Raw genomic sequence first — 25,487 nt, 5'->3', positions numbered from 1 at the left:
GAAATAGCCAGCCCCCGCGGGGGCTGGTTTTTTTTCGCCTGAGGATCGCCAGATATCTCAGGTGTTATCCGTCTGGCCGGCAGGCGGCCGGATACGTTTTCTGCGATCCAGCAGGCAGTTTGTATCGGGATCGTAATAGCGGCTGGGCCAGATCTCACTGGGATGAACTTTGATCGCGTCGGCGATCAGCCATTCACCTTTGGGCCATGGACGCGTCAGTGCATTCGCCAGCGTGGATGAACTCAGGCCTGCTGCGCGTGACAGCGCTGCCAGCGTCATACCACGCTTATGCAGTGCCGCGATAATGTCAGCCGGGTGCCAGTCTTCCTTTATTTTTTGCATAACCTGTTCTCCTTTTCCTTGTCATTGCATCATCCAGCGAGACGCTGGCTTTCCTTTTACCATTATCTGGAAATAGTCAGAATTTTATAGCAAATATTTCCTGTTAATTTCCAGTAATATTTGGATCCCGCGTCTGGTCTGTGTGGTGGCACGCAACAGGAGTGCAATAGCTAAGAGGGAACAAAAAGAAGTGAGAGCAGGGTCGTAAAAACGGAGCCCGGCAGGCTCCGTGAGGGATCAGAAGTCGCGCTGAACAGACATGTGTGCCAGCGACTCCAGCGCGCTGCGCCAGGGGGATTCAGGCAGAATCCGCAAGGCTTCAATCGCTTTATCCGCTTCCTGTTCCGCGCGACTGCGCGTCCATTCCAGCGAACCACACTGATTCATCGCTTCCAGCACTGGCTCCAGCAGATGGCGGCCATTTCCCTGCTCGATGGCTTCACGGATCATCTTCGCCTGTTCAGGCGAGCCGTGCTGCATGGCATGCAGCAGCGGCAGCGTCGGTTTGCCTTCGCTCAGGTCATCGCCGGTATTTTTACCCAGCGTCTCGCCGTCAGCACTGTAATCCAGCAAATCGTCAATTAACTGGAAAGCGGTACCCAGATAGCGCCCATAATCCTGCAGCGCTTTTTCCTCTTCAGGCGTCGCTTCAGCCAGTATCGCCGAGGCCTGTGAGGCCGCTTCAAACAGGCGCGCGGTCTTACTGTAAATCACGCGCATGTAGCTCTCTTCGGTGATGTCCGGGTCGTTGACGTTCATTAGCTGCAGGACTTCGCCTTCAGCAATCACGTTTACCGCCTCTGACATCAGCGCCAGGATACGCAGCGACCCCATGCTGGTCATCATCTGGAAGGCGCGGGTGTAAATAAAATCACCGACCAGCACGCTTGCCGCATTGCCAAACGCCGCGTTCGCGGTCGCTTTGCCACGACGCATATCGGATTCATCCACGACATCGTCATGCAGCAGCGTGGCGGTGTGGATAAATTCGATCAGCGCCGCATTGGTCACGTGCAGGTCGCCCTTGTAGCCCATGGCACGTGCAGATAGCACGGCAATCATGGGACGGATACGCTTGCCCCCGCCACTGATGATGTAGTAGCCCAACTGGTTGATGAGCGAGACATCCGAATTCAGCTGGTCGAGGATGGTCTGGTTAACGGCAGCCATATCCTGTGCGGTTAATTCATTAATCTGTTCTAAGTTCATTCGTCTTTTCAGCTATGACTCGTTATCTCTGCCATGGTAAGTGGTTTACCCAGCCAGCGTTCAGGTAATCTGTTACTGATTGTACTTGAATTTTGTGCCTGAGAAACGGTTGCATTCAGCCTGTGTTTTTTTTCTGCAAGAGTGTGCAAAGTGCTCTTGTCTTCTTCTGGAGTTTTGCGTAGAATTCGCGCCCTATTGTGAATATTTAGCGCGCCGCCTGATGAACTAAAAGGCAAGCGCAGAAGCGGAGTTTTATATGTACGCGGTTTTCCAAAGTGGTGGTAAACAACACCGAGTAAGCGAAGGTCAGACCGTTCGCCTGGAAAAGCTGGACATCGCAACCGGTGAAACGATTGAGTTTGACCAGGTTCTGATGATTGCTAATGGCGAAGACGTGAAAATCGGCGCGCCACTGGTTTCAGGCGGAATGATCAAGGCAGAAGTTGTTGCTCACGGTCGTGGCGAGAAAATTAAGATTGTTAAGTTTCGTCGCCGTAAGCACTACCGTAAGCAAGCAGGCCATCGCCAGTGGTTCACTGATGTGAAAATCACTGGTATCACGGCGTAAGAGGAGATCTGACAAATGGCACATAAAAAGGCTGGTGGTTCGACTCGAAATGGTCGTGACTCCAATGCAAAACGTCTGGGTGTAAAACGTTTCGGTGGCGAATCTGTTCTGGCAGGTAGCATCATCGTTCGTCAGCGTGGCACCAAATTCCACGCCGGTACCAATGTAGGTTGTGGTCGTGACCACACCCTGTTTGCTACCGCAGACGGTAAAGTACAGTTCGAAGTTAAAGGTCCGAACAACCGTAAATACATCAGCATCGTTGCTGAGTAAGGTTGTCGTGACGCAGACGTCTGACGTCTGAACGCACGAATTGAAGGCCCCGCAGCTCCTGCGGGGCTTTTTACATTCTGCGGTCTGTCGCGGTAAAAGCGACGCATCACAAAAGTTTGCTGTACACTTTGTGTACGCACTGGCGAAAGCCAATCCTGATTTATCCGCCGCTGGTCAGCGCAGAAGACCCTGGCGGACCCGTCTGCAGAGTGCTGCAGGCGATTGTGTGACGGAGATTTAAAAATGAAGTTTGTTGATGAAGCGACAATTCTGGTCGTCGCCGGTGATGGCGGTAATGGTTGCGTCAGCTTCCGCCGCGAAAAATATATCCCGAGAGGCGGCCCTGATGGGGGTGATGGTGGTGACGGCGGTGACGTTTATCTGATCGCTGATGAAAACCTCAATACCCTTATCGATTATCGTTTCGAAAAATCTTTCCGCGCCGAACGTGGGCAGAACGGCCAGAGCCGCGACTGTACCGGTAAACGCGGTAAGGATATCGAAGTTAAAGTGCCGGTCGGCACCCGGGTTATCGACCAGGGTACCGGTGAGACACTTGGCGACATGACGCGCCACGGCCAGAAACTGATGGTCGGTAAAGGCGGCTGGCATGGCCTGGGCAACACCCGTTTCAAATCGTCAGTGAACCGCAGTCCGCGCCAGAAAACCATGGGTACCCCAGGTGAAAAGCGTGACCTGCAGCTGGAGCTGATGCTGCTGGCGGACGTCGGGATGCTGGGCTTACCGAATGCCGGTAAATCGACCTTTATTCGTGCCGTCTCGGCAGCCAAACCTAAAGTAGCGGACTATCCGTTTACCACCCTGGTGCCAAGCCTGGGCGTGGTGCGTATGGACAGCGAGCAGAGCTTCGTCGTGGCCGATATTCCGGGTCTGATTGAAGGCGCAGCAGAGGGCGCAGGCCTCGGCATTCGCTTCCTGAAGCATCTGGAACGCTGCCGCGTACTGCTTCACCTGATCGATATCGACCCCATTGATGAAAGCGATCCGGTTGAAAATGCCCGTATCATCCTCGGCGAGCTGGAAAAATACAGCGAGAAGCTGTTCAACAAACCACGCTGGCTGGTCTTCAACAAAATTGATCTGATCAGTGAAGAAGAAGCGCAGTCACGGGCGAAAGCGGTTGCTGAAGCGCTGGGCTGGGAAGATAAGTATTACCTGATCTCTGCCGCAAGCCAGACCGGCGTCAAAGAACTCTGCTGGGACGTGATGAGCTTCATCAACGCTAACCCGAAAGAAGCGGAGCTTGAAGAGAAGCAGCCGGAGAAAGTGGAATTCATGTGGGATGATTACCACAAAGAAACCATTGAAAACACGGTCGAAGTGGAAGACGAAGAGTGGGATGACGACTGGGATGATGAAGACGACGAAGGCGTTGAAATTATCTATCAGCGTTAACAGAACGCCTGCTACAGCGTAATATGTGATGCCCTCTTTCAGTATGAAAGGGGGCATCGTTCTTTCTGCCGCTAGCTCATGACCGCTACGCTCAGCCGCGCACTGCAGCACAGCTGATCCCGACTGTTCCGAATCTCAATCTGCCAACTCTGACTGCGTTTACCCAGATGCAATGGACGGCAGGTCCCTCGCACCCGCCCCGCTGACACCGCGCGATGATGGCTGGCGTTAACTTCAACACCGACCACGCTGCTGCCTTCTTCAACCGCCATATACCCGGCAATTGAACCCATCGACTCCGCCAGTACCACGGAGGCGCCACCATGCAACAACCCGAACGGCTGCTGCGTCCGGGCATCGACCGGCATCGTCGCTTCCAGATAATCATCACCTATCGCAGTAAAAACGATCCCCAGATGCGCCACCAGTGAGTGCTCACCCAGCGCGTTCAGTGCAGGAAGATCAAGGGATCGTTTCCAGATCGCAGTCATCATCAGGCTCCCAGGGTTGCGCCGCCATCGACCACAATATCCTGCAGCGTCACATGGCTGGCAAGATCCGACGCGAGAAACAGAACGGTGGCCGCAATTTCCTGCGGCTGCGCGATCTTGCCCAGCGGAATACCCAGCTTAAACTGATCCGGGAAGCCCGCAATCATCTCCTGCTCGCCGGTCGGTGTGTGCCACAGGCTGCGCTGCATATCGGTGTCAGTGGAGCCAGGCGAAACAATATTACAGCGCACACTGTAAGGCGCCATTTCCAGACCCACGGTCAGACAGAGGCTGCGCAGCGCGGCTTTTGACGCACCATAAGCGGACATACCAATACGCGGTGCATGCGCTGAATTCGATGCGACAGTAACGATGGCACCGGCGCGCTGTTCGCGAAAACGCGGCAGCGTCTGCTGAAATAGGTTAAACGCACCGCCCGCATTGACGTTAAGACAGGCCTGCCAGTCAGCAAATGAGAGCGCATCGGTGGCACCAGTACGCAGAATACCGGCTGCGTTGACCAGCACATCGATGCGCGGCTGGGCGGCCAGCACCCGCTGACACACGGATTTTACCTGCGCCGGATCGGCTACATCCATAATGTGACAGGAAAACGGATAGTCATGACCCTGGAACCGCAGATCAAAGGCCTCTACCTGCGCGCCCGCCTGGTGAAAGGCCAGCGCTGTGTGGTAGCCAATGCCCTGACCGGCACCGGTCACCCAGACGATTTTACCGCTGAAATCGGATAGATGGCTCATTCAGCAGGCTCCCGCGACAGCAGCGCCCACCAGCCGTCGATGCTAGGATTTCTGGCCAGGCTGACAAAATCAATGTCACGATGTACCTGACGCCAGCGTGCCGCCAGCGCCATCACACGTACCGAATCCAGCCCGTAGTCGATCAGGTTTTCATCATCGTCCGGCACCTCATCATCTTCCAGCAGCGGCAGGATCAGCATGCGCAGTTCGTCTTTGCTGAGCGGTACAGGCATCAGATCGGCGGTCATCACCACTTTTCCGCTGCGACCCGCGGTGTAGGTCAGCGCCATCATATGTTCCTCACGGCTGAAGTCAGCCAGCGCATCGGCCACCATAAACGGCTGGATATTACGCATAAACGCATCCGTGGCGGTGGTCAGGCAGCCGATATGGGCATAGACGCCGGTAATAATCAGCTGATCGCGGCCCATCTCCTGCAGGATCGCCTCCAGCGGCGATCGATGAAACGCACTGTAGCGCCACTTGGTCAGGACCTGATCGTGCTCATCCGGTGCCAGCGCCTCCACGATCTTCTGCTGATCGGGATGTTTATTCAGGCCGGGTCCCCACATATCGTTGAGCAGCGCACGATCTTCATCGCTCTGCGCGTTAGGCTGAGCGGTGTAAAACACCGGAATGCCCTGCGCTTTGCAGTAGCGTCGCAGGCGGACAATATTGTCAACGACCTGCTCAACCAGCGGGCTGTTATCGCCCCAGAAGTTAAGGAAATAGCGCTGCATATCGTGGATCAGCAGGGCAGCACGGCCCGGCTCCAGCGTCCATTTCACCTTGTTGTTCGGCAGCTCAGTGGCGTCAGGTAGCGGATAAGAGGTCAGTTGTGGAATAGCCATTAAAATTCTCCGGACAGATCAGGCTTGCGCACGCTGATCGGCAAGTTGTTGGCGCAGACGTTTTTTGTCCACCTTGCCGACCGCGGTCAGCGGCAGGGCATCTACGCAGGTAATACGGTCGGGCAGCTTAAATTCGGCGACGCCCAGTTCACGCAGGTGACGACGCAGCGCCACCGGTTTCACCGGCTGACGGGTGACAATAAACGCACAGCTCTTTTCACCCATCAGTTCGTCGCTCATAGAGACCAGCGCCGCGTGGATCACATCCGCATGGCGCTGCAGCAGGTTTTCAATCTCTTCAGCTGCGATCTTTTCGCCGCCCCGGTTGATCTGATCTTTCTCACGACCCTGCACAATGATGTTGCCAGCGGGGGTGATCTCAACCAGATCGCCAGAGCAGTAAAAGCCCTGGTCATCAAAGCTGGCGGCGTTATGTTCCGGGCTGTTGTAGTAGCCACGGAACGTATAAGGACCGCGTGTCATCAGGCGCCCAATGGCACCGACCGGCAGCGGATGCCCCTGTTCGTCTGCGACCCACACCTCGTCATCCGGTGAGATCGGACGGCCCTGCGTGGTGAGAATGGTCTGTTCATCGTCATCCAGCCGGGTGTAGTTCACCAGACCCTCCGCCATCCCAAACACCTGCTGAAGGTTACAGCCCATCTCGTTCTGGATGCGCGCAGCCAGCGTTTCACCCAGCTTTGCGCCACCGACCTGAATACGTTGCACTGAGGCCAGCGCGGCATTGCTGCCCCATTCCTGAATCGCCTGCAGCCAGAGACTGGCCGCGGGTGGAACCAGGCCGGTATCAGTAACCTGATGTTTTTCAATCAGCGGGAAACAGAGGGTCGCGCTGGGATCGGCCGCTAAGATCACCTGGCCGCCCGCGTAAAAGACGCCCAGCGCGCCCGGAGAACTCATCGGGAAATTATGTGCAGCGGGCAGAGCAATCAGGTAACGGGTATCTGCGTTGACCCCGCAGATCACGTCACTTTCCCGGATGCTGTAGTAGTAATCATTGTGGGTACGCGGGATCAGCTTCGGAGTGCCGGTACTGCCGCCCGACAGCTGGAAAAAAGCGACGTCATCGCCTGCGGTCGGGGTTGCCCTGAAGTCACCTGCGGGTTCTGCCAGCAGGGCGTCGAGACTGTTTTCCGCATGAGCGTCATTACGCAGGATCACCTGCTGCAGTGAATGCTGTTCCCGGCGAAGCTGCGTGATAAAGGCGTCATCGGCGAACAGGGGATGGCTGCGATCGGCAATCAACAGGCACGGCGCGATCTGACTGGCATAGGCGACCAGTTCGGTACGTTGATGGCTGAAAAGAGCGTTAACCGGGGCGACGCCGATTTTGAACAGCGCAAACAGCGTCAGATAAAATTCCGCCACGTTGCCAAGCTGCACCAGCGCCGTATCACCGGGTTTCAGGCCACGATGCTGCAGGGCCGCTGCCAGATTGTCACTCAGTGAGGCCATCTGGCGATAGGTAAATTGCCGGTCGCCATCAATCACCGCCACGCATTCGCTGTCGCGGTGACGTTCCAGGATGTCGGTCATCGGCAGATCCAGCCAGTACCCTTTTTCACGGTAACGTGCAGCCAGATCGTCCGGCCAGCGGCTGTAAGCAATCGTCATACAGGTTCCTTTAGTGCAATCCAAAAGCGCGAAGCATGGTGTCGAGTTTGACGCCGGTTTCGCGCCACTCGGATTCAGGTTGTGAGTCCGCCACGATGCCCGCGCCAGCAAACAGCCGGACCCGCGGACCATTCACCGTGCCGCAGCGGATGGTGACGACCCATTCGCCGTTGCCCTGATCGTCACACCAGCCGACGATGCCGCCAAACAGCTGACGCTCAAACGGTTCAAGTTGCTGAATCAGCGCCTGAGCACGCTGATGCGGAAAGCCGCTGAGCGCCGGTGTCGGATGCAGCAGGCTGGCCAGTGACAGCGCATTTTCGCGGTCGTCCAGCACTTCGCCCCGAATCTGCGTAGCGAGGTGCCACAGTGTCGGGGTGGTCAGCAGGGAAGGGATTTCCGGGACTGACAGCAGGCGACTGCGCGGCTGCAGCGTCATGCGCATCGCGTCCGTCACCAGTTTATGTTCATGCCGGTCTTTAGCTGACCGCATCAGGCTGTCACCTGAGGCCTGGTCACGCTGTGGATCGCTGTTGCGCGGCGCTGAACCGGCCAGCGGACAGGAGCTGAACTGACGGCCCTGCTTACGGATCATCAGTTCAGGGCTGGCACCCACCAGCGCGCCGCCATCAGGCAGCGGCAGATGAAAATGATAGCTGTCAGGGTTCTGCGCCAGGATGCGCTGCATCAGGGCGGCCGTATCGACCGGCTGTTCCGCCACGATCTCCATCAGCCGCGACAGCACCACTTTATGCGGATCGCCGCGCTGCGTGGCCGTTACGGCCTGCGCAACCATGTCAGTGAAGGTGGCGTGATCCGGCAGCGCCGTACGGCGACGAACTTTTGGCAGATTGCTTTCAGCCAATGAGGCGTGGGCTTTCAGATCGTCACGTTGAAAGGTCTGATACGACTCAGGGATAAACAGTGCAGCGGGCTGATCCACATCGAACGGGATCGCACCCACCAGAATGGGATGGGCTATGCCCTGTTTTCTGGCCGAGGCAAAATGATGCTGCAGTTGTTGCTGAAACTCTCCGGTCAGCTGCTCACCCTGGTTTACCGGAGCAGTGAGTGTCGTAAAACAGCCCTGAGTCGTCAGGCTTCGCCAGGGAGAAGTAAACAGGAAGCCACGGCAGAGTGCCGGAAAATCCTGCAGCAGGGGATGTTCAAATGCCAGTGATTCCACCATAATTTCACCTATAAATGATAAGATAACTAATAATGATTATCATTTGTATTATGGTGCAGTAACCTACGTCGAATAGCCGAAGGTGTCAATAAATACGCGGTGATTCAGCTGGTTTTGTTGGTTAAATCAGCACAAGTTGTCGCCCGGATTACCAGAGAGAAATAGGATGAAAACAAATGACTAAACAGGGAGTAACGTCGGCATTAGCGCTGTTTTTGCTGAGTATCACTCTGTTCAGCGTGACCGCTGTTGCACAGACCGGCTGGCCGCGCACCTTCGCGGGGGCAAAAGGTCAGGTCACCCTGGCTCAGGCACCGACCCGCATTGTCTCGACCAGTGTCACCCTGACTGGCTCGCTGCTGGCGATTGATGCGCCAGTAGTTGCCAGTGGCGCAACCGCACCCGGCAGCCGGCTGGCTGATGAACAGGGATTCTTCCGGCAGTGGGGGCGTGTGGCGAAACAGCGTGGCGTAAAGCGGCTCTATATTGGTGAACCCAATGCGGAAGCGATCGCTGCGGAAGCGCCAGACCTGATTGTGGTCAGCGCCACCGGTAATGATTCAGCGATCAAACTGGCCGATCAGCTCTCGGCGATTGCACCGGTACTGGTCGTTAACTATGACGATAAAAGCTGGCAGCAGCTGGTGACGCTGCTGGGTGAGGCGACCGGGCATGAGGCGGATGCCGCTGCCCGGATAAGCGAGTTCGACGCGCGTGAAAAGGCGCTGAAGGCAAAGCTGACCCTGCCTCCGCAGCCGGTTTCTGCAATGGTGTGGAACGGAGATGGCCGGGCTGTGAATCTCTGGACGGAGGCATCGGCACAGGGGAAGTTACTGCAGGAGCTGGGCTTCACGCTGGCAACGCCACCGGCGACGCTTCAGTCTGCTCACAGCATGGGACAACGTAAAGATATTCTTCAGCTGTCAGGCGAAAATCTGGCGGAAGGCCTGAATGGACAGACTTATCTGCTGTTTGCCGCCGAAGATAACACGGCTGCGCAGGTAATGAGCAATGCTTTTCTGGCGCAGACCCCAGCGGTGCGCGCTAAAGCGGTCTATGCGCTGGGGCTGGATAGCTTTCGTCTCGACTACTACAGCGCCAGTCATTTACTGACGCGGCTGGAAGCGCTGTTCGTGAAATCATGATGTGGCATCGTCGGAGGCAGGCCGTTGATAGCGTCGCAGGCGGGCCATCAGCAGCCACATGATGAGACCCAGCACGGTGGCTGCCAGGCCAGAGAGGGCGGCGGCCTGCTGCGGCAACAGCAGTGAACCCATCGCGCCAATTATTGCTGCACCTATCGCATCGCCGGTGACATTCTGCGCTGTCCAGAGGCTGTTGATCCTGCCAAGCAGCGCATCGGGCGTCAGCGTCTGAATCATCGCGTACTGCACCAGGCTGCTGATGGCACTGAAATAACCAAAGGCTACGAGGCAGATCAGACTCAGGCTGAACCACGGCATCAGGCTGAACAGAGCCAGTGCGACGAATGCCGCGATGGCACTGACCAGAATCAGGCGGCCCGGCTGTGGCGACTGTGCCAGCCGTCCGCTGGTCAGCGCGCCTGTCGCAGCACCCAACGGCACGGCGGCGTACATCAGTCCCAGCGCCGTCAGACCGACCTGCCAGTGAGGGGCCAGCGCCGGATAGAGCACACGCACCGCGCTGGCTAGCGTTACCAGCGCGCCAGTCAGCGCCGCCATACCTACAATTGGCGTATCGAACAGGAAGCGGACGCCGCTGCTTAGTGCCTTTATGGGATGTTCACGCGGCTGCGGCGGTGGCGCAAGCGGCGGCAATCGCAACAGGGTTAACACCGTCAGCAGCGTGCCGAACGCGGCCAGCCCGTAGTTCCACGCCACACCGCCCTGAGCAATCACCATACCCGCAATCGCGGGTGACAGAATCGCGCCAAAGCGCACCGTCAGCATAGTAATGGCACCCGCCTTCATCAGATTCTCACGCCCGACCAGCGCCGGCGTGGCCGCCAGCAGCGCCGTGACGCCTATCGCGCCGAAAAAACCATCCCAGAGTCCCAGCACGAAGACGGCGATGACCGACGGTGAAGGGAGCAGGGCATTAATGCACAACGCGGCAAAGCCCAGGCCACAGGTGGATCGGGCAAACAGGATCAGGCGACGACGCTCATAGCGATCGGCCAGCACGCCGCCGGTCAGCAGACCGATAAACATACCGGCTCCGGCCAGCGTCACCGCCAGTCCTACCAGCAATGGTGATTGCGTCAGTTGCTGAATCTGAACCGGGACCGCCACCGCCAGCATGCCGAGAGCGACAATCGAGATAAAGCGGGCGATAAACAGGGCGCGAAAGGCGGGATGGGTTCTCAGCAGAGTGAGATCGATAAAATGGGAGGGTTTGTTCATAGCGTCGCTTTTTAGCACCCATTTTCCTCATTATTGAATCTGAGAGTCATGGTAACATACAAAAAATAGTTAATAACGATAACAAGTATCATTATCATAAACACTCGCAATTGCGAGCCATGTTGAATTCGTGAAGGTTTAAACGTTATGCGTCAACTCCGTGCAATAGCCGGTTCAGGGATGCTGCTATTGTTGCTTATTGCGCTCAGCCTGATGCTGGGAGCCAGACCTGTACCCTTTCATGATGTCACACATGCCTTACTCTCCGACTGCAGCCGCATCGATTGCGTGATCGTGCGCGATGCCCGGCTGCCGCGAACCCTTGCGGGACTGCTGGCCGGGATCAGTTTAGGTCTGGCGGGCGCACTGATGCAGAGCCTGACGCGCAATCCCCTGGCCGATCCAGGCATTCTTGGTGTGAATGCCGGAGCGGGTTTTGCGGTGGTGCTTGGCATCGCCCTCTCTGGCGCCGATTCTCCTGCGGAATGGCTGGGTTTTGCTTTTACGGGTGCACTGCTGGCGTCGCTGCTGGTGGCCATGACGGGTGCGATCGGCGGCGGCCGCGTGAATCCGCTGCGTCTGACGCTGGCAGGCGTGGCGCTGGGTGCGGTGCTGGAGGGTTTAACATCTGGCCTGTCGCTGCTTAATCCCGATATTTACGATCATCTGCGTTTCTGGCACAGCGGCTCGCTGGATATCCGCAATTTCGCCATTCTGCGCACTGTCTTTCCGGCGGTCGTAGCCGGGAGCCTGCTGGCGTTGCTGCTGGCACGTTCGCTCAACAGCCTGAGTATGGGCGGAGATATGGCAACCGCGCTGGGCACCCGTGTGATGCGTACTCAACTGGTGGGATTGCTGGCGATTGCACTGCTGAGCGGTGCGGCGACGGCGGCAGTCGGCCCCATCGCCTTTGTCGGGTTAATGACACCGCATCTGGCCCGCTGGCTGCTGGGCAACGATCATCGCTGGATGCTGCCGGGAACCCTGGTGATCACTCCCTGTCTGCTGCTGGCGGCCGATATTCTGGGACGGCTGCTGGTGCCGGGTGAACTGCGCGTGTCAATTGTCACGGCCATTCTCGGTGCGCCGATGCTGATTGTGCTGGTGCGCCGTAAGCTGGGAAGAGGGCAGATATGACACGGACGATGATCAATGCGCTGCTGCTGATGGCCTGCGGGGCGCTGGCTTTTCTGGGCGTCACGCGCGGCACCTTACCGATCTCCGCCAGCCAGTTATGGGCACTTCTCAACGGCGAGGCAGCGCGCAATGTTCAGCTGATTGTACTGGAGTGGCGTCTGCCGCGCGTCATGATGGCGCTGCTGATTGGTGCGGCGCTGGGCGTCAGCGGGGCGATTTTCCAGTCGCTGCTGCGCAACCCGCTGGGCAGTCCCGATATTCTGGGTTTCAACACTGGCGCTTACAGCGGTGTGCTGGTGGCGCTGGTGCTGTTCCAGCAAAACATGGAAGGGATGACGCTGGCGGCGCTGGCAGGCGGGCTGCTCACTGCAGGTGTGGTCTGGCTGTTCAGCTGGCGCAACGGCGTGGAGACCTTCCGGCTGATTATTGTGGGCATCAGCGTGCGGGCACTGCTGATGGCGCTGAACAACTGGCTGATTATCAGTGCTTCACTGGAGGCGGCACTGAGTGCCGGGCTCTGGAGCGCCGGTTCACTTAACGGCATTACCTGGGCAAAAACCATGCCGGTGATCACCGTGCTGCTGCTGGCGCTGCTGGCAACAGGCATGCTGGCCCGCCGCATGCGACTGCTGGAGATGGGTGACGACACGGCCTGCGCGCTGGGCGTTCCGGTTGAGCGCAGCCGCATCATGCTGATGCTGACGGGCGTTATCCTCACCGCCGCCTCGACGGCGCTGGCCGGTCCGATCTCTTTTATTGCGTTGCTGGCACCGCAGATTGCGCGGCGGCTCAGTGGTGGTACTAAAGGCGCGCTGCCGCTGGCTGCCTTGTGTGGCGCGCTGCTGTTAATCGCCGCGGATTACGCCGCGCAGCACTTTTTCCTGCCTTATCAGCTGCCGGTTGGCGTGATCACGGTCAGTCTGGGCGGACTCTATCTGATTGCGCTACTGGTGCGGGAGGCACGACGTCAATGAAAGTGACAACACGTTTGCAGGGTGACGCGCTGACGCTGGGCTATGACAAAAAAATCGTGGCGGAGAATCTCTCTGTCGCGATCCCTGACGGTGAGCTGACCGTGATCATCGGTCCCAACGCCTGCGGAAAATCGACGCTGCTGCGTACCTTAAGCCGCCTGGTCTCGCCGCTACAGGGCGAGGTGCTGCTGGATGGCAATACGATTGCTCACTACGCTACCAAAGAGGTGGCACGCCGGCTGGGGCTGCTGCCGCAAAGCTCGAACGCGCCTGCGGGTATCAGCGTCAGCGAACTGGTGGCGCGCGGGCGTTATCCGCACCAGTCGCTGTTCGGGCGCTGGCGACAGGAAGATGAGGCAGCGGTGCAGCAGGCCATGCAGGCCACCGGCGTGGCCGGTTTAGCGCAGCAGCAGGTTGATACGCTCTCTGGCGGTCAGCGGCAGCGGGTGTGGATTGCGATGGTGCTGGCTCAGCAGACACCGCTATTGCTGCTGGATGAACCGACCACCTGGCTGGATATCGCCCATCAGATTGAACTGCTGGAATTAATGCAGGATCTCAATCAGCAGCATGGCCGAACGCTGGTGGTGGTGCTGCACGATCTTAATCAGGCGTGCCGCTACGCCAGCCACCTGATAGCGATGCGCGACGGGAAAATCGTTGCCGAAGGGAAACCGGCGGAGATTGTGACGCCGGAACTGATAGAAGCGATCTACGGCCTGCGCTGCATCATCATTAACGATCCCGTGGCCGGTACGCCGATGATTGTGCCGCTGGGCAGAGGCTGACCCGCGCTTTCTCTGGTGAAGAAAGCGCGAGGTCAGGACGGCTCAGGAAATCAGCGCCGCCAGACACTGCTGCAGTCGTGGGCCAATCTGCTCGAACATGCGTGGTGAGATGATCTCGACGTGCGCACAGTCCAGCGGCCAGACGGTCAGCCCGCCAATCCAGGGCGCCCAGGCGCGACGCACATCCTGACCGGGCTGCTGCGTCTGTTGCGCCAGGAACAGCGTGGCGTGTCCCCCGAAGCGGGCGCTGCGTGCCGTCGCCAGCAGGCGCACCGAACTGGCGTAGTTGGCTTCAATGGTGGTGAACAGCGCCGCCATCCCTTCACCTGCCTGCTCGCGCTGTGCCGCGATAAACTGCTCGCGCTCCCGATTCACTTCTTCCAGCACCGCCGGGTCCAGCACGTTTTCGCCGCGCCGTTCATCCCAGTTCTGCGTCTCTGGCGGCCAGGTATCCAGCAGCCCGAGGAAGGCGACCGTTTCACCTTCGGCCTCCAGCCGCGCAGCGATACCCTGTGCCAGCGTGCCGCCCAGTGAGTAGCCAAGGAAATAGTAGGGCCCCTCTGGCTGCTGCTGGCGCACCGTCACCAGATGTGCGTCACACACCGCATCAAGGTGCTGCGCCTGATTCAGCGGGCTGGTAATGTCGGGTGACTGAATACCGAGCAGCGACCAGCGGGCATCCAGATAGCGCTGCAACACGCTGAACTGCCAGGCAAAACCGGAGGCGGGATGGAAGCAGAACAGCGTCGGGCCGGTAGTGCGCCGCAGCGGCAAGACCGCCTCAAATCCGGCGCGGGCTGTCTCCGCGGATTCGCTACTGAGCAGGGCGGCCAGCTTTTCTGCCGTAGCTGCCACCATAATCTGGCCCACTGACACCGGCTGATTCAGCGTCCGCCGCAGATGCGCCGCCAGCCGCATCGCCAGCAGCGAATGGCCACCCAGCGCAAAAAAATCATCCTGTGCGCTGACGGACTCACGTTCCAGCAGCGTGGCGAACGCCTGCGCCAGCGTGGTTTCCAGACCAGGGTGCGGCGCACGACCGGCAGCCGCTGTCCGGGTCTGTGGCAGCGGCAGCGCTTTACGATCCAGCTTGCCGTTGCTGCTGAGCGGTAATGCCGCCAGCTGAACAATCGCCACCGGCACCATATGCGCGGGCAACTGTGTCGCCAGCGTCTGGCGCATGACGTCGGCATCAATCGGGCCATCTGCCACTACATAGCCGACCAGCTGGCGGGCATCACCCTGCTGGTCGCTGCTGCTGCCCAGTACCACCGCATGCGTCACGGCCTGCACAATGCCAGGCAGCGCAGCCATGGCATGGTCGATCTCATTCAGCTCGATGCGCTGTCCGCGGATTTTAAGCTGATCGTCGCTGCGGCCCAGATACTCCACCGCACCATCCGGCAGCCAGCGCGCCACATCGCCGGTGCGGTACATGCGGGAGCCGTGACCCCACGGATCTGCCACAAACCGGCTGGCCGTGAGGTCGGGGCGATCCAGATAACCCTGTGCCAGCTGCACGCCGGTCAGCCAGAGATCGCCCGCCACGCCTGGCGGCACCGGCTGCAGACGCGCATCCAGAATCCGTAAGCCGGTGTTCCAGACCGGGAAGCCAATCGGCACGCTGGCACCGTCGACGGCTGCCAGCGCGGGTCCGAACGCCGGGTAGAAGCTGACATCCACTGCCGCTTCGGTCGGGCCATACAGGTTATGCAAGGGTACCCGGGTCAGCGTCTGCCACTGGCGCGACAGCTCAGCGGGCAGCGCTTCGCCACTGCAGAACACCTGCCGCAGGGTGGTGCACCTTTCTATCGCATTGTCATCCTGCAGCGAGGCAACAAAGGCCGCCAGCATCGAGGGAACAAAATGGGTGGTGGTCACGCGGTAGCGGGCAAACAGCTGCTGCAGGGCTTCCGGGTCGCGGTGGGCATCAGGCGGTGCCATCACCAGCTGTGCGCCAGCAATCAAGGGCCAGAAGAACTCCCACACCGAGACATCAAAGCTGCTCGGCGTTTTCTGCAGCACGACATCATCACCGCCGAGCGGATAACAATCCTGCATCCACAGCAGCCGGTTGACGATTGCCTCATGACTGACCAGCACGCCTTTTGGCCGACCGGTCGAACCAGAGGTATAGATGAGGTAAGCGCCATCATGCGGACGCGGAGCCTGTGTCAGCACGCGATCAACCGGTGTTAACAGCGCGTCGTAAAACAGCGGCGCAACCGGTGAGAGAGCCGCCAGCCGGTCTGCCAGTTCGCGGCAGGTGATCAGCGTTTTCGGCGCGGCATCTTCCAGCATCATCTTCAGCCGATCGTCCGGGTAGCCGGTATCAAGCGGCAGCCAGGTTGCGCCTGTGCTGACAATCGCCTGCAGTGCCAGCGATAAAAAGACCGAGCGCGGCAGCGCCACGGCGACGATGTCGCCCCGTGTCACTCCCTGCGCAATCAGCTGTTGTCCCAGCGCGGCGACCTGCTGCTGCATCTGCTGATAATTAAGCTGATGCGCCTCATCCGCCAGCGCCACGGCGTGCGGCGTACGCTGCGCCTGCTGCTGCAGCAGGCTGCTTAGCGTCTCTGCAGGCAGCATCACGGCGGTCTGATTGATCGCTGCCAACTGCTGATGTTCTTCCGGTATCAGCATATCCAGCTCGCCACAGGCGCACGCTGGCCGGACGGCAAGCTGCTGAAGCAGCAGACCAAAGCGGCTGGCATGTTGCTTCAGCACGGTTTCGCTGTAGCGCGCTGCATTAGCCAGTAATTCCAGCGTCAGGTCGCCCTGTTCGCTGAGGTAGATAGCAATCTCCAGATCGCGAACCGGGCCTGATGCCAGCTGATGAGTGATGCCTTCAATGCCAGCGAAATCGAGCTGATAGTCGAACATCTTCAGGTTAATTACCGGCCCATAGAGCGGAGCACTGTCACCCAAGCGCCCCAGATCGCGCTGCACCTGCTCAGCGTCGTAACGCTGATGACGGCGCATTTTTCTGACCTCACCCGCCAGCCGCGCGGCCAGTGCCGTCAGCGGCTGTGCCGGATCGTAATGGATCGCCATAGGCAATACGTTGATCACCGGACCAGTGGCGCAGAGCGCGGCCGAGCCGATGCGGCGCATAAAGATGAAACCGGCGGCAAAGTCGTTCTGACCGGTGAGGCGCGCCAGCCACAGCGCCACCAGCGCAAAGGCGGTGTCCGCCGCGCTGAGATTCTGCTGCTGAGTATGCGCCAGCAACGCCTTAAAGGTGTGTCGCTCCACGGCAAATGTGTGTCGCAGCAGGTCGGTGCTGGCACTCTGACCCGCCAGCGGCAGCGAGGATAACGAGGCGGGCGCAGGTAAATGCGCCCCTTTTTCCAGCCAGAACTGACGATCGCGCTGCCAGGTCGAAGAGTGCTGATAGCGCTGATACTCGTCGACGACCTCGCTGAACGGGACAAAGGAGCTCGGCTCCGGCGTGTCGCCGTGCCGCCAGGCGCTGTAGAGATGGGCGATACGGCGGGTCAGGGCGGTAAAGCTGAAACCATCGACCACCAGATGATGGTAGCGCTGATACCAGTACCAGTGATCCTCGCCCAGCCGAAGCAGGCTGTGATGATAGAGCGGCGCACCGCTCAGCACCCGCAGATCGCCGGACATATCATGCTGCATCAGCGCCCGTGCGGCCGCCGCCGGATCGGCGGCATCGCGTAGATCGATTATTTCAGGCTCGCGAAAATGCTGGGGGGCAGGCCACTGCAGCGGTTCACCCTCCTGCTCGCCAAAGGCCATATTCAGTGTGTCCGCTTCCTGCATGCCGGCAATGATGGCGCGAGACAGCAGCGCGCTGTTCAGCGCACCACGCAGTTCAACGAAATGTGCCACGGCGTAGGCATTGGAATAGGGGGATAACTGCTCAGCGATCCAGATACCGGGCTGAGCGGCCACCAGCGGCAATGTTTTTTGCTCTGTCAGCGGGTTCAGAATGGTCTCAGACATCGCGGCTCCCACTATCCTGCGTCATAACCGGACGGATATCGTGCCAGTTTTTATTCAGCCAGCTCAGGCAGCGAACCTGTGGTTCGGGCCCATAAACAGGCTGCCATCCTGGCGGAACCGCACAAAAGGCGGGCCATAAGCTGTATTGCTGCTGATCGTTTTTCAGCACCTGACAATCCTGCTGGGGATCGTCGAAAGGATTGCGTTGTTGCATGTTGGTCTCCTGTCCGAAGTCGTCGGGCGCGTTAACGCCGCTCTCCTGCGTATCCTTTTTCTTTCTTTTAATGGCGCACAGGCGGCGGGAGTTCAGCGGGTTATGACGATTGCCACATAGCTTTGAGGCCCGCCAGCAGCCCGCCGCGCCAGCACAGCGCATCGTGACCACCTTCAACCGAGTGATAGCTGACCTGATGTCCTGCCACAGTCAGATCGCGCTGAAACTGCTCGTTTGCCGCCAGAATCAGTCGTTCGCGCCGTCCCGCCTCCAGATAAAAGCGCCGGGAGGGCGCCTGCAGCAAACCCTGCTGTAACTGCTGCGGCAGCCAGCCATTCGGGTCGCCGCGCGCGGGCCACCAGAACGAACCGGAAAGACTGACGGCACCCGCAAAGGTTTCCGGCCAGGTCAGGGTGGCGTAAGCGGCAGAAAGGCCGCCAAAACTCTGTCCGGCCACCAGCGTACTGTCGGCCCGGAACGGTGCCCACTGCTGAATTTGTGGTAACAGCTCATGCTGAATCGCCAGCCAGAAATCGGGATTACAGGTCAGTTCACGCGTGCGGTGTTCGCGGTCAATGATGTCGATCATGACATAGACCGCAGGAGGCAGTTCGCCTGCCTCAGTGAGTTCCTGAAGCGGACCGGCAACCGGCATGCTGTGCGCCCAGAACTGACCATCCAGCAGCAGTGCCAGCGGACGATCGGCAGCGTCTGCCTCGCCGGTGACATAAAGCCAGACCTGACGTTGATTGCCTAGCCGCTGGCTGCGCCACAGATGCTGCTGCAGCGGAAGAGTGGCGGCGCGACCTTCATCAACTGCACGCCAGACCTGCTGCTCAGGCGCAAGCGGCAGATGCAGCGGTGAGACGCTCATGCCGCGCCCGGCCGACCAGCTCCGCAGCGGATTGAGCGGATCGCTTTGTGCGTGCCGGAATTTCTGACCCCACCACTGGCGCAGCGCCTGCATATCAGCCTGCCCGGTAAACGTCTCTGTCTGGTTATCAGGGATCAGGCAGTAGCTGCCGCGCCAGTCAGCGGGCAGGATGGTTTGCCACCACCAGACATCGGTATCAGGAACAGGTGTTAAGGAGGAAGGTGAGGCTGTGTGATGATGATCGGTTACACCGGTAATGTTGATCCAGACGCGCCGGGTATCAGAGTGCAGCGGATCACCCTGCGGATCACGCCAGAAAAAAGTGACCTGACAGGTCCCCTTTTCAGCGGGTTCAATCAGGGGAATGCCCTGTTGCTGCTGATGATGCCACCAGCGTTCGCTGCCGGTCTCTTCGTTTAACCACGCCATTCGCGCCATGATTTAATCGCACTTGCTTAGGGTCATGCATGTTACAGATAATAGTATTGATAATTATTTGCATTTGCAATAGGGTGTTTCCGCTCGACAGGGAGCGCGCGCATTCTCTCTGTCGCATCGGATTTCAGACGGACGTAACGCGGTTCTGAAGCAGGTGTGGCGGGAGGGTTAATGCGTTGCAGGCAAGGTTATGACCTTTTTACCGGTAAGCCGGCAGTGGCATGCTCGCTGGCACTCCAGGAACAGAAAAATGAAAAAGTTATCCCGGCTTTCGTTAGCCATTATGATTGAACTGGGTTTTACTGCCTCTCTCATTTCTGCTGGCGCAGTGGCTGCCCAAGCCCACAGCGACCCGGCGATCAACAACACGTCAGATACGATCCACGACGGCACCATGACGGTCACCGCCGCTGAGCAGACGCTGCAGGCACCTGGCGTATCGACGATTACCGCCGACGAAATAAAAAAACATCCCCCTGCGCGCGACGTTGCCGAAATTATCCGCACCATGCCGGGTGTCAACCTGACCGGTAACTCCACCAGCGGCCAGCGCGGAAACAACCGTCAGATCGATATCCGTGGCATGGGGCCGGAAAACACCCTGATTCTGATCGATGGGCTGCCGGTAACCAGCCGTAATTCCGTGCGGCTTGGCTGGCGTGGCGAGCGCGACACACGCGGCGACACGAACTGGGTACCGCCAGAGATCATTGACCGCATTGACGTCATCCGCGGTCCGGCAGCGGCCCGTTACGGCAATGGTGCGGCGGGTGGCGTGGTCAATATCATCACCAAAAAAGAGATGGATAATCAGTGGCACGGCTCGTGGAGCGCCTATTACAACGTGCCGCAACACAAGGAGGAGGGCGCGACGCGGCGTACCAACTTCAGTCTTGAAGGACCGCTGGGCGATGATGTCAGTTTCCGGCTCTATGGCGGTCTGGCAAAAACGCAGGCCGACGCTTACGACATCAATGAAGGTCACGCCGCTGACCGCACCGGCAGTTATGCAGGATCCTATCCGGCTGGCCGGGAAGGTTCAGTCAATAAAGATGTTCATGGCCTGCTGCGCTGGGCGTTTGCACCAATGCAGGCGCTGGAAGTGGGGGCCGGTTACAGCCGTCAGGGCAACCTCTATGCTGGCGACACCCAGAACACCAATACCAACGCGCTTGTGAAAAGCAAATATGGTGACGAGGCCAACCGGCTCTATCGGCAGAACTTTTCGGTTAAGTGGACCGGCGCCTGGGATAATGGCATCAGCACCAATACCTATGCGCAGTATGAAAACACCCGCAACTCGCGCCTGAATGAAGGGCTGGCGGGCGGCACTGAAGGTATCTTTTCCAACAGCAACTTCAACACCATCCAGCTGGATGATGTGTTGCTGCACAGCGAGATCAGCGTGCCGTTTGAGTGGCTGGTGAATCAGACCGCAACCTTTGGCACGGAATGGAATCAGCAGCGGATGAAGGATCCGTCCTCGACGACGCAGGCCGCCAGCTACGGTTCGATTCCCGGTATCGCCTCCACCGGACGCTCTCCCTATTCGCAGGCGGAGATCTTCTCACTGTTTGCGGAAGACAATATTGAGCTGACCGACAGCACCATGCTGACGCCAGGCCTGCGCTTCGATCACCATTCGATTGTCGGCGATAACTGGAGCCCGTCGCTCAACCTCTCACAGGGATTAGGCGATGAGGTCACCCTGAAAATGGGCATTGCGCGCGCTTATAAAGCGCCGAGCCTCTACCAGACCAACCCGAACTATCTGCTTTACAGCAATGGTCAGGGCTGCGCGGCCAGTATCGGTGCCTGTTATCTGATGGGTAATGATGACCTGAAAGCGGAAAACAGCATCAACAAAGAGATTGGACTGGAATGGAAGCGCGACGGCTATCAGGCGGGTCTGACCTGGTTCCGCAACGACTATCGCAACAAGATTGAGGCAGGCACGGCTCCCACCGGCACCGCGTCTAACGGCAAAACCGACATCTACAAATGGGAAAATGTGCCCAAAGCGGTGGTTGAGGGGCTGGAAGGTACGGTTAACGTCCCGTTCTCCGACAGCGTAACGTGGAACAACAACTTCACGTATATGCTGCAAAGCAAAAATAAAGAGACTGGCGATCGTCTGTCAATTATTCCGGCGTATACGCTCAATTCGACGCTGAGCTGGCAGGCGACGCAGGATCTCTCCCTCCAGACAACCCTGACCTGGTACGGTAAACAGGTGCCGAAGAAGTATGACTATAAGGGTAACGCCGTAACCGGCAGCGCGACCGATCAGGTCAGCCCCTATTCGGTGGTGGGGATGAGCGGCACCTATGATGTTAATCAGTATGCCAGCCTCACGGTCGGTATCGACAACCTGTTCGACAAGCGTCATTTCCGTCAGGGCAATGCGCAGACTACCGGCAATGCCACCACCGGCGCTTACCTCTACGGCGCGGGAGCCAATACCTTTAACGAATCGGGCCGCACATTTTATATGAGCGTGAACACCCGCTTCTGATCGGTTCAGCCATAAAAAAACGCAGCAGGGTGATCGCCCGCTGCGTTTTTTATCTCTGCTTTATCAGTTGTTCTGATTGATATCGCGGTAGAGTCGGCTCTCAAAACGTACCAGTGGAATACGGCGGGTACGTTGATCTTCCGGCGGCACTGCATAACCGGAAAGGAACTGAACAAAGGCGACACGGGCACCACTGGAGGTGGTAATAAAGCCCGCCAGATTATAGACGCCCTGCAGTGAACCGGTTTTCGCCGAGACCTTGCCATCCAGTCCCGCTTCATGCAGTCCGCCGCGATACTGTAGCGTGCCGTCATAACCCGCCAGCGGCAGCATCGAAATATAATCCAGCGTGTTGTCATTCTTCGCAATGAACTGCAACACCTGCATCATGGTTTGCGGCGAAATCAGATCGTGGCGCGACAGACCGGAACCATCGACCTGAATGCTGTTGCCCATATCCACATTGGCTTTGGCTTTCAGGATCCGGCGGACAGCATCCTGCCCGGCGCGGAAGGTACCGGGCACGTTGAAGTAGTGATGACCAATGGTGCGGAAGACCGTGTCGGCTATCATGTTGTCTGACTTCTTCAGCATGGTGTGCAGCAGCGTATGCAGCGGGGCAGACTGGGTCGATGCCAGTACGGTACCTGGCTCCGTAACCTGCGTCTGGCGTACCAGATGGCCACTGTAGTCGATCTCTGACGACCGCAGCTCTGCCTTCAGGATTTCACCCGCCCAGGCCGCGCCATCCTGCACCGCAAAGGCCAGCGGCAGCGGTTCGGCACGCTGGCGCATACAGCCTGTCAGGGTGTAGCGGTTCAGCTCACCCGGAACCACATCCAGTTCACAATATTGCCCTTCACCACTGTTACGGCCGATGGTGCGGACCTGGCTGTACATATGCGCCGGATAATAGGAAGCGATGCGCACAAACGCATTTTCACCCGGCGTATTAGCGCTGTAGAGCGACACCGAGAAGCAGTTTTTATCTACAATCGCGGCACCCGGCGGGGCGCTGAAGCACTGGGTCATATCGTTCCACGGCCAGCCCGGTGCCATGTCATGACTGGCAAAAACCGAGGTGTCGATAACAAGATTGCCTTTTATATGGTTAATGCCCTGCTTCTTTATCGCCGCGATCATGTTGCGCAGATCCTGACGGCTTAATGTCGGATCACCGCCGAAACGTGCGACTAAATCGCCGTTCAGGGTGCCATCTATAATGGCACCCCGGGTCTCAAACGTGGTCTGAAAACGGAAATCGCCACCCAGTTCCAGTAGTGCCGCCAGCGCCGTCACCACTTTCATGGTACTGGCGGGCAGGGCCATCTGTTTGCCGTGGTAATCAATGATCGGTGTTGATGCACCCACTTTCTGAACCATCAGCGCCAGATTGGCGCCATCTGGCAGGTACTGCATGTATTCATCAACTGGCGCTGCGTGTGCCTGCAGCATAAATGCGCAGCTTAATCCGGTAACAAGTCGTGAAAATCGCATAATCTCGCGGTAACTGGCAGGTGAGGGCGTCAATACTACGTCGCTGGGCGGTGCAAAGTAAACGATGACCCGCAGGGAACTCTGGGGTAAAATACGTATCAAATTGCAAAACTCTTTTCTGGCCTGGAGGCATCTCCGGGTCAGGATTCTTTTATTTGCAAAAACGGGCTAATGCGCCGCAGAGCGCTTTTTTCTGCGGTCACCGGTCAGGATGACATCGTTAAACAGGAAAGAGGGCGAGGAGCTTAAATGAATCAGATTCCGATGACGTTAAGAGGCGCTGAAAGATTGCGCGAAGAGCTGAACGAGCTGAAAACCGTGAAGCGCCCGCGCATTATCGCCTCTATCGCTGATGCACGCGAACATGGCGATTTAAAAGAGAACGCGGAATATCACGCTGCGCGTGAAGAGCAGGGCTTTTGTGAAGGCCGTATTCAGGAGATTGAAGCCAAACTCTCCAATGCGCAGGTTATCGATGTCACGCAGATGCCGAAAACCGGCCGCGTGATCTTCGGTGCCACGGTGACCGTGCTGAACGTCGAGACCGACGAAGAAGCCACGTATCGCATCGTGGGCGATGACGAAGCGGACTTTAAGCAAAATCTGATTTCGGTCAATTCGCCAATGGCGCGTGGCCTGGTGGGCAAAGAGGCCGATGATGTGGCTATCGTAAAAACCCCGGGCGGCGACGTTGAGTATGAGATCCTGAAGGTGGAATACCTTTAAGATGTTGCTACGCTTTGAAAAGCGTTTAAGCACAATGTAAAGAAAGGAAAAAGGCCGCATTGCGGCCTTTTATCTGAGGTAAGAGCATGTCACTTTCTTTGCCCACTTAGCGTGGCAGAGAAATTTTGCTCTCTTTAGAGGGGCGATACAGCACCAGCGTTTTGCCGATCACCTGTACGTTGCTGGCACCGGTCTCACGCACGATAGCCTCGACGATCAGCTGTTTCGTTTCACGATCTTCAGAGGCGATTTTTACCTTAATCAGTTCGTGATGCGACAGAGCCTGCTCGATTTCGGCCAGCACGCCTTCAGTCAGGCCATTGCCACCCAGCATAACCACTGGCTTGAGCGGATGGGCGAGGCCCTTGAGGTGCTGTTTTTGTTTGGTACTTAGATTCATCGTAGTTTTTTACTTACTCAGGGATTGAAAACGGTTCATTCTACCGCCATCTCGGGTATATCACCAAATCGACGCAACCCATTGCGTGCAGGTTTATCGCTACGATGACGATTTAACTGGAATTATTATGACGGGTAAAAAGCGTTCGGCCAGCTCCAGCCGCTGGCTTCAGGAACACTTTAGCGATAAATATGTGCTTCAGGCGCAGAAAAAAGGGTTGCGCTCGCGCGCCTGGTTTAAACTTGATGAAATACAACAGGGTGACAAGCTTTTCAAACCCGGCATGACCGTGGTAGATCTGGGTGCTGCACCTGGTGGCTGGTCGCAGTATGTGGTTCAGCAAATCGGGAATAAAGGCCGCATCATTGCCTGTGATATCCTGCCAATGGATCCGATAGTCGGTGTCGATTTCCTTCAGGGCGATTTTCGTGAAGAATCGGTAATCAATGCGCTGCTTGAGCGCGTTGGCGATCAGAAAGTTCAGGTTGTCATGTCCGATATGGCGCCGAATATGAGTGGTACACCTGCCGTAGATATTCCCCGGTCGATGTATTTAGTGGAACTGGCGCTGGAGATGTGTCGGGATATCCTGGCACCTGGCGGCAGTTTTGTAGTGAAAGTGTTTCAGGGAGATGGCTTCGATGAATACCTGCGGGAAATTCGCTCCCTGTTTACGAAAGTAAAAATTCGTAAGCCGGACGCTTCACGGTCTCGTTCACGTGAAGTGTACATTGTGGCGACTGGGCGCAAACTATAACCAAATTGCTGGAGATGTCCGCAGCTTTGCTGCGATTCCATGTATGCAGGAACTATAGTACCCTACGCTATCTGTT

Annotated in this window: 23 protein-coding genes; 10 read left to right on the top strand and 13 right to left on the bottom strand. The window is 57.9% G+C overall.

What is annotated here, in order from left to right; genetic code table 11:
- Positions 1–57: 57 nt before the first annotated feature.
- Positions 58–342: a helix-turn-helix transcriptional regulator gene (locus IBT54_RS08260; RefSeq protein WP_013359889.1), complete on the bottom strand. Its 285-nt coding sequence runs from the start codon at positions 340–342 to the stop codon at positions 58–60.
- Positions 343–579: 237 nt separating this feature from the next.
- On the bottom strand, positions 580–1,551 hold the full coding sequence (gene ispB, locus IBT54_RS08255) for an octaprenyl diphosphate synthase (protein WP_008925415.1): 972 nt from the start codon (positions 1,549–1,551) through the stop codon (positions 580–582).
- Positions 1,552–1,807: 256 nt separating this feature from the next.
- On the opposite strand from ispB, the gene rplU reads away from it, so the two are divergent.
- From rplU to cgtA, 3 genes are all read left to right on the top strand, one after another.
- Complete coding sequence (gene rplU / locus IBT54_RS08250; RefSeq protein ID WP_008925416.1) at positions 1,808–2,119, top strand: 50S ribosomal protein L21; 312 nt, start codon at positions 1,808–1,810, stop codon at positions 2,117–2,119.
- 15 nt (positions 2,120–2,134) lie between these two features.
- Positions 2,135–2,392 carry a 50S ribosomal protein L27 gene (gene rpmA, locus IBT54_RS08245; protein ID WP_003851093.1) on the top strand — a complete coding sequence of 86 codons (258 nt, stop codon included), beginning with the start codon at positions 2,135–2,137 and terminating at the stop codon, positions 2,390–2,392.
- A 243-nt stretch (positions 2,393–2,635) separates the two neighbouring features.
- The gene (gene cgtA / locus IBT54_RS08240; RefSeq protein ID WP_013359890.1) at positions 2,636–3,808 is read left to right on the top strand and encodes an Obg family GTPase CgtA; all 1,173 of its coding nucleotides are present in this window, start codon (positions 2,636–2,638) and stop codon (positions 3,806–3,808) included.
- Positions 3,809–3,879: 71 nt separating this feature from the next.
- Here cgtA and IBT54_RS08235 read toward each other — a convergent pair whose 3' ends face one another.
- From IBT54_RS08235 to IBT54_RS08215, 5 genes are read right to left on the bottom strand one after another with little or no spacing between them, the layout of a single operon-like run.
- Positions 3,880–4,299 (bottom strand): hotdog fold thioesterase, encoded by a 420-nt coding sequence (locus IBT54_RS08235; RefSeq protein ID WP_033731990.1) that lies wholly within the window; start codon positions 4,297–4,299, stop codon positions 3,880–3,882.
- Positions 4,300–4,301: 2 nt separating this feature from the next.
- Positions 4,302–5,060 (bottom strand): 2,3-dihydro-2,3-dihydroxybenzoate dehydrogenase, encoded by a 759-nt coding sequence (gene dhbA, locus IBT54_RS08230; RefSeq protein WP_201251992.1) that lies wholly within the window; start codon positions 5,058–5,060, stop codon positions 4,302–4,304.
- Positions 5,057–5,911, bottom strand: coding sequence for an isochorismatase family protein (locus IBT54_RS08225; RefSeq protein ID WP_033781634.1), 855 nt, complete (start codon positions 5,909–5,911; stop codon positions 5,057–5,059). The genes dhbA and IBT54_RS08225 overlap by 4 nt, the downstream gene beginning before the upstream one ends.
- A gap of 18 nt (positions 5,912–5,929) precedes the next feature.
- Positions 5,930–7,546, bottom strand: coding sequence for a (2,3-dihydroxybenzoyl)adenylate synthase (locus tag IBT54_RS08220; RefSeq protein ID WP_201251991.1), 1,617 nt, complete (start codon positions 7,544–7,546; stop codon positions 5,930–5,932).
- Between the two features lie 10 nt (positions 7,547–7,556).
- Positions 7,557–8,735 carry an isochorismate synthase gene (locus IBT54_RS08215; protein WP_201251990.1) on the bottom strand — a complete coding sequence of 393 codons (1,179 nt, stop codon included), beginning with the start codon at positions 8,733–8,735 and terminating at the stop codon, positions 7,557–7,559.
- Between the two features lie 176 nt (positions 8,736–8,911).
- Here IBT54_RS08215 and fepB point away from each other — a divergent pair, with 176 nt between their 5' ends.
- The gene (gene fepB / locus IBT54_RS08210) at positions 8,912–9,880 is read left to right on the top strand and encodes a Fe2+-enterobactin ABC transporter substrate-binding protein (RefSeq protein ID WP_033781638.1); all 969 of its coding nucleotides are present in this window, start codon (positions 8,912–8,914) and stop codon (positions 9,878–9,880) included.
- Here the strand turns inward: fepB and entS are convergent.
- Complete coding sequence (entS, locus tag IBT54_RS08205) at positions 9,875–11,119, bottom strand: enterobactin transporter EntS (RefSeq protein WP_033781640.1); 1,245 nt, start codon at positions 11,117–11,119, stop codon at positions 9,875–9,877. The two genes, fepB and entS, sit on opposite strands and share 6 nt — an antisense overlap.
- A 147-nt stretch (positions 11,120–11,266) precedes the next feature.
- On the opposite strand from entS, the gene fepD reads away from it, so the two are divergent.
- Genes fepD through IBT54_RS08190 form a run of 3 tightly spaced genes read left to right on the top strand, consistent with a single transcriptional unit; the run spans position 11,267 to position 14,018 of the window.
- Positions 11,267–12,256 (top strand): Fe(3+)-siderophore ABC transporter permease, encoded by a 990-nt coding sequence (gene fepD, locus IBT54_RS08200; protein WP_013359898.1) that lies wholly within the window; start codon positions 11,267–11,269, stop codon positions 12,254–12,256.
- Positions 12,253–13,230 carry an iron-enterobactin ABC transporter permease gene (gene fepG / locus IBT54_RS08195; RefSeq protein WP_201251989.1) on the top strand — a complete coding sequence of 326 codons (978 nt, stop codon included), beginning with the start codon at positions 12,253–12,255 and terminating at the stop codon, positions 13,228–13,230. Before fepD ends, fepG begins: the two co-directional genes overlap by 4 nt.
- Positions 13,227–14,018, top strand: a complete 792-nt coding sequence (locus IBT54_RS08190) for an ATP-binding cassette domain-containing protein (RefSeq protein ID WP_033781646.1) — start codon at positions 13,227–13,229, stop codon at positions 14,016–14,018. Before fepG ends, IBT54_RS08190 begins: the two co-directional genes overlap by 4 nt.
- Positions 14,019–14,060: 42 nt before the next feature.
- Here IBT54_RS08190 and IBT54_RS08185 read toward each other — a convergent pair whose 3' ends face one another.
- From IBT54_RS08185 to fes, 3 genes are all read right to left on the bottom strand, one after another.
- On the bottom strand, positions 14,061–17,990 hold the full coding sequence (locus tag IBT54_RS08185; protein ID WP_201251988.1) for an enterobactin synthase subunit F: 3,930 nt from the start codon (positions 17,988–17,990) through the stop codon (positions 14,061–14,063).
- Positions 17,983–18,204, bottom strand: coding sequence for an MbtH family protein (locus IBT54_RS08180; protein WP_201251987.1), 222 nt, complete (start codon positions 18,202–18,204; stop codon positions 17,983–17,985). The genes IBT54_RS08185 and IBT54_RS08180 overlap by 8 nt, the downstream gene beginning before the upstream one ends.
- 100 nt (positions 18,205–18,304) lie before the next feature.
- The gene (gene fes, locus IBT54_RS08175; RefSeq protein ID WP_201251986.1) at positions 18,305–19,516 is read right to left on the bottom strand and encodes an enterochelin esterase; all 1,212 of its coding nucleotides are present in this window, start codon (positions 19,514–19,516) and stop codon (positions 18,305–18,307) included.
- Positions 19,517–19,766: 250 nt separating this feature from the next.
- Between fes and IBT54_RS08170 the strand changes: the two genes are divergently transcribed.
- The gene (locus IBT54_RS08170) at positions 19,767–22,031 is read left to right on the top strand and encodes a TonB-dependent siderophore receptor (protein WP_201251985.1); all 2,265 of its coding nucleotides are present in this window, start codon (positions 19,767–19,769) and stop codon (positions 22,029–22,031) included.
- Between the two features lie 63 nt (positions 22,032–22,094).
- Here the strand turns inward: IBT54_RS08170 and dacB are convergent, their stop codons facing one another.
- Positions 22,095–23,528 (bottom strand): serine-type D-Ala-D-Ala carboxypeptidase, encoded by a 1,434-nt coding sequence (gene dacB / locus IBT54_RS08165; RefSeq protein WP_095707670.1) that lies wholly within the window; start codon positions 23,526–23,528, stop codon positions 22,095–22,097.
- Positions 23,529–23,777: 249 nt separating this feature from the next.
- Between dacB and greA the strand changes: the two genes are divergently transcribed.
- Positions 23,778–24,254, top strand: coding sequence for a transcription elongation factor GreA (gene greA / locus IBT54_RS08160; RefSeq protein ID WP_010251811.1), 477 nt, complete (start codon positions 23,778–23,780; stop codon positions 24,252–24,254).
- A gap of 106 nt (positions 24,255–24,360) precedes the next feature.
- On the opposite strand, the gene yhbY is transcribed toward greA, so the two are convergent.
- Complete coding sequence (gene yhbY / locus IBT54_RS08155) at positions 24,361–24,654, bottom strand: ribosome assembly RNA-binding protein YhbY (RefSeq protein ID WP_010251809.1); 294 nt, start codon at positions 24,652–24,654, stop codon at positions 24,361–24,363.
- A 127-nt stretch (positions 24,655–24,781) separates the two neighbouring features.
- On the opposite strand from yhbY, the gene rlmE reads away from it, so the two are divergent.
- Positions 24,782–25,411: a 23S rRNA (uridine(2552)-2'-O)-methyltransferase RlmE gene (rlmE, locus tag IBT54_RS08150; RefSeq protein WP_013359905.1), complete on the top strand. Its 630-nt coding sequence runs from the start codon at positions 24,782–24,784 to the stop codon at positions 25,409–25,411.
- Positions 25,412–25,487: the final 76 nt, after the last annotated feature.

The sequence above is a fragment of the Pantoea sp. S62 genome (assembly GCF_016658625.1).
In the GTDB taxonomy this organism is placed as follows: Bacteria; Pseudomonadota; Gammaproteobacteria; order Enterobacterales; family Enterobacteriaceae; genus Pantoea; species Pantoea vagans.
Note: the sequence above shows the minus strand (reverse complement) of the source record. Positions and strands in the feature narration are given on the sequence as shown.

Coding starts and splice junctions, on each gene's coding strand:
- IBT54_RS08260 (WP_013359889.1), bottom strand. CDS start 342: ATGCAAAAAATAAAGGAAGACTGGCACCCGGCTGACATTATCGCGGCA.
- ispB (WP_008925415.1), bottom strand. CDS start 1,551: ATGAACTTAGAACAGATTAATGAATTAACCGCACAGGATATGGCTGCC.
- rplU (WP_008925416.1), top strand. CDS start 1,808: ATGTACGCGGTTTTCCAAAGTGGTGGTAAACAACACCGAGTAAGCGAA.
- rpmA (WP_003851093.1), top strand. CDS start 2,135: ATGGCACATAAAAAGGCTGGTGGTTCGACTCGAAATGGTCGTGACTCC.
- cgtA (WP_013359890.1), top strand. CDS start 2,636: ATGAAGTTTGTTGATGAAGCGACAATTCTGGTCGTCGCCGGTGATGGC.
- IBT54_RS08235 (WP_033731990.1), bottom strand. CDS start 4,299: ATGACTGCGATCTGGAAACGATCCCTTGATCTTCCTGCACTGAACGCG.
- dhbA (WP_201251992.1), bottom strand. CDS start 5,060: ATGAGCCATCTATCCGATTTCAGCGGTAAAATCGTCTGGGTGACCGGT.
- IBT54_RS08225 (WP_033781634.1), bottom strand. CDS start 5,911: ATGGCTATTCCACAACTGACCTCTTATCCGCTACCTGACGCCACTGAG.
- IBT54_RS08220 (WP_201251991.1), bottom strand. CDS start 7,546: ATGACGATTGCTTACAGCCGCTGGCCGGACGATCTGGCTGCACGTTAC.
- IBT54_RS08215 (WP_201251990.1), bottom strand. CDS start 8,735: ATGGTGGAATCACTGGCATTTGAACATCCCCTGCTGCAGGATTTTCCG.
- fepB (WP_033781638.1), top strand. CDS start 8,912: ATGACTAAACAGGGAGTAACGTCGGCATTAGCGCTGTTTTTGCTGAGT.
- entS (WP_033781640.1), bottom strand. CDS start 11,119: ATGAACAAACCCTCCCATTTTATCGATCTCACTCTGCTGAGAACCCAT.
- fepD (WP_013359898.1), top strand. CDS start 11,267: ATGCGTCAACTCCGTGCAATAGCCGGTTCAGGGATGCTGCTATTGTTG.
- fepG (WP_201251989.1), top strand. CDS start 12,253: ATGACACGGACGATGATCAATGCGCTGCTGCTGATGGCCTGCGGGGCG.
- IBT54_RS08190 (WP_033781646.1), top strand. CDS start 13,227: ATGAAAGTGACAACACGTTTGCAGGGTGACGCGCTGACGCTGGGCTAT.
- IBT54_RS08185 (WP_201251988.1), bottom strand. CDS start 17,990: ATGTCTGAGACCATTCTGAACCCGCTGACAGAGCAAAAAACATTGCCG.
- IBT54_RS08180 (WP_201251987.1), bottom strand. CDS start 18,204: ATGCAACAACGCAATCCTTTCGACGATCCCCAGCAGGATTGTCAGGTG.
- fes (WP_201251986.1), bottom strand. CDS start 19,516: ATGGCGCGAATGGCGTGGTTAAACGAAGAGACCGGCAGCGAACGCTGG.
- IBT54_RS08170 (WP_201251985.1), top strand. CDS start 19,767: ATGAAAAAGTTATCCCGGCTTTCGTTAGCCATTATGATTGAACTGGGT.
- dacB (WP_095707670.1), bottom strand. CDS start 23,528: ATGCGATTTTCACGACTTGTTACCGGATTAAGCTGCGCATTTATGCTG.
- greA (WP_010251811.1), top strand. CDS start 23,778: ATGAATCAGATTCCGATGACGTTAAGAGGCGCTGAAAGATTGCGCGAA.
- yhbY (WP_010251809.1), bottom strand. CDS start 24,654: ATGAATCTAAGTACCAAACAAAAACAGCACCTCAAGGGCCTCGCCCAT.
- rlmE (WP_013359905.1), top strand. CDS start 24,782: ATGACGGGTAAAAAGCGTTCGGCCAGCTCCAGCCGCTGGCTTCAGGAA.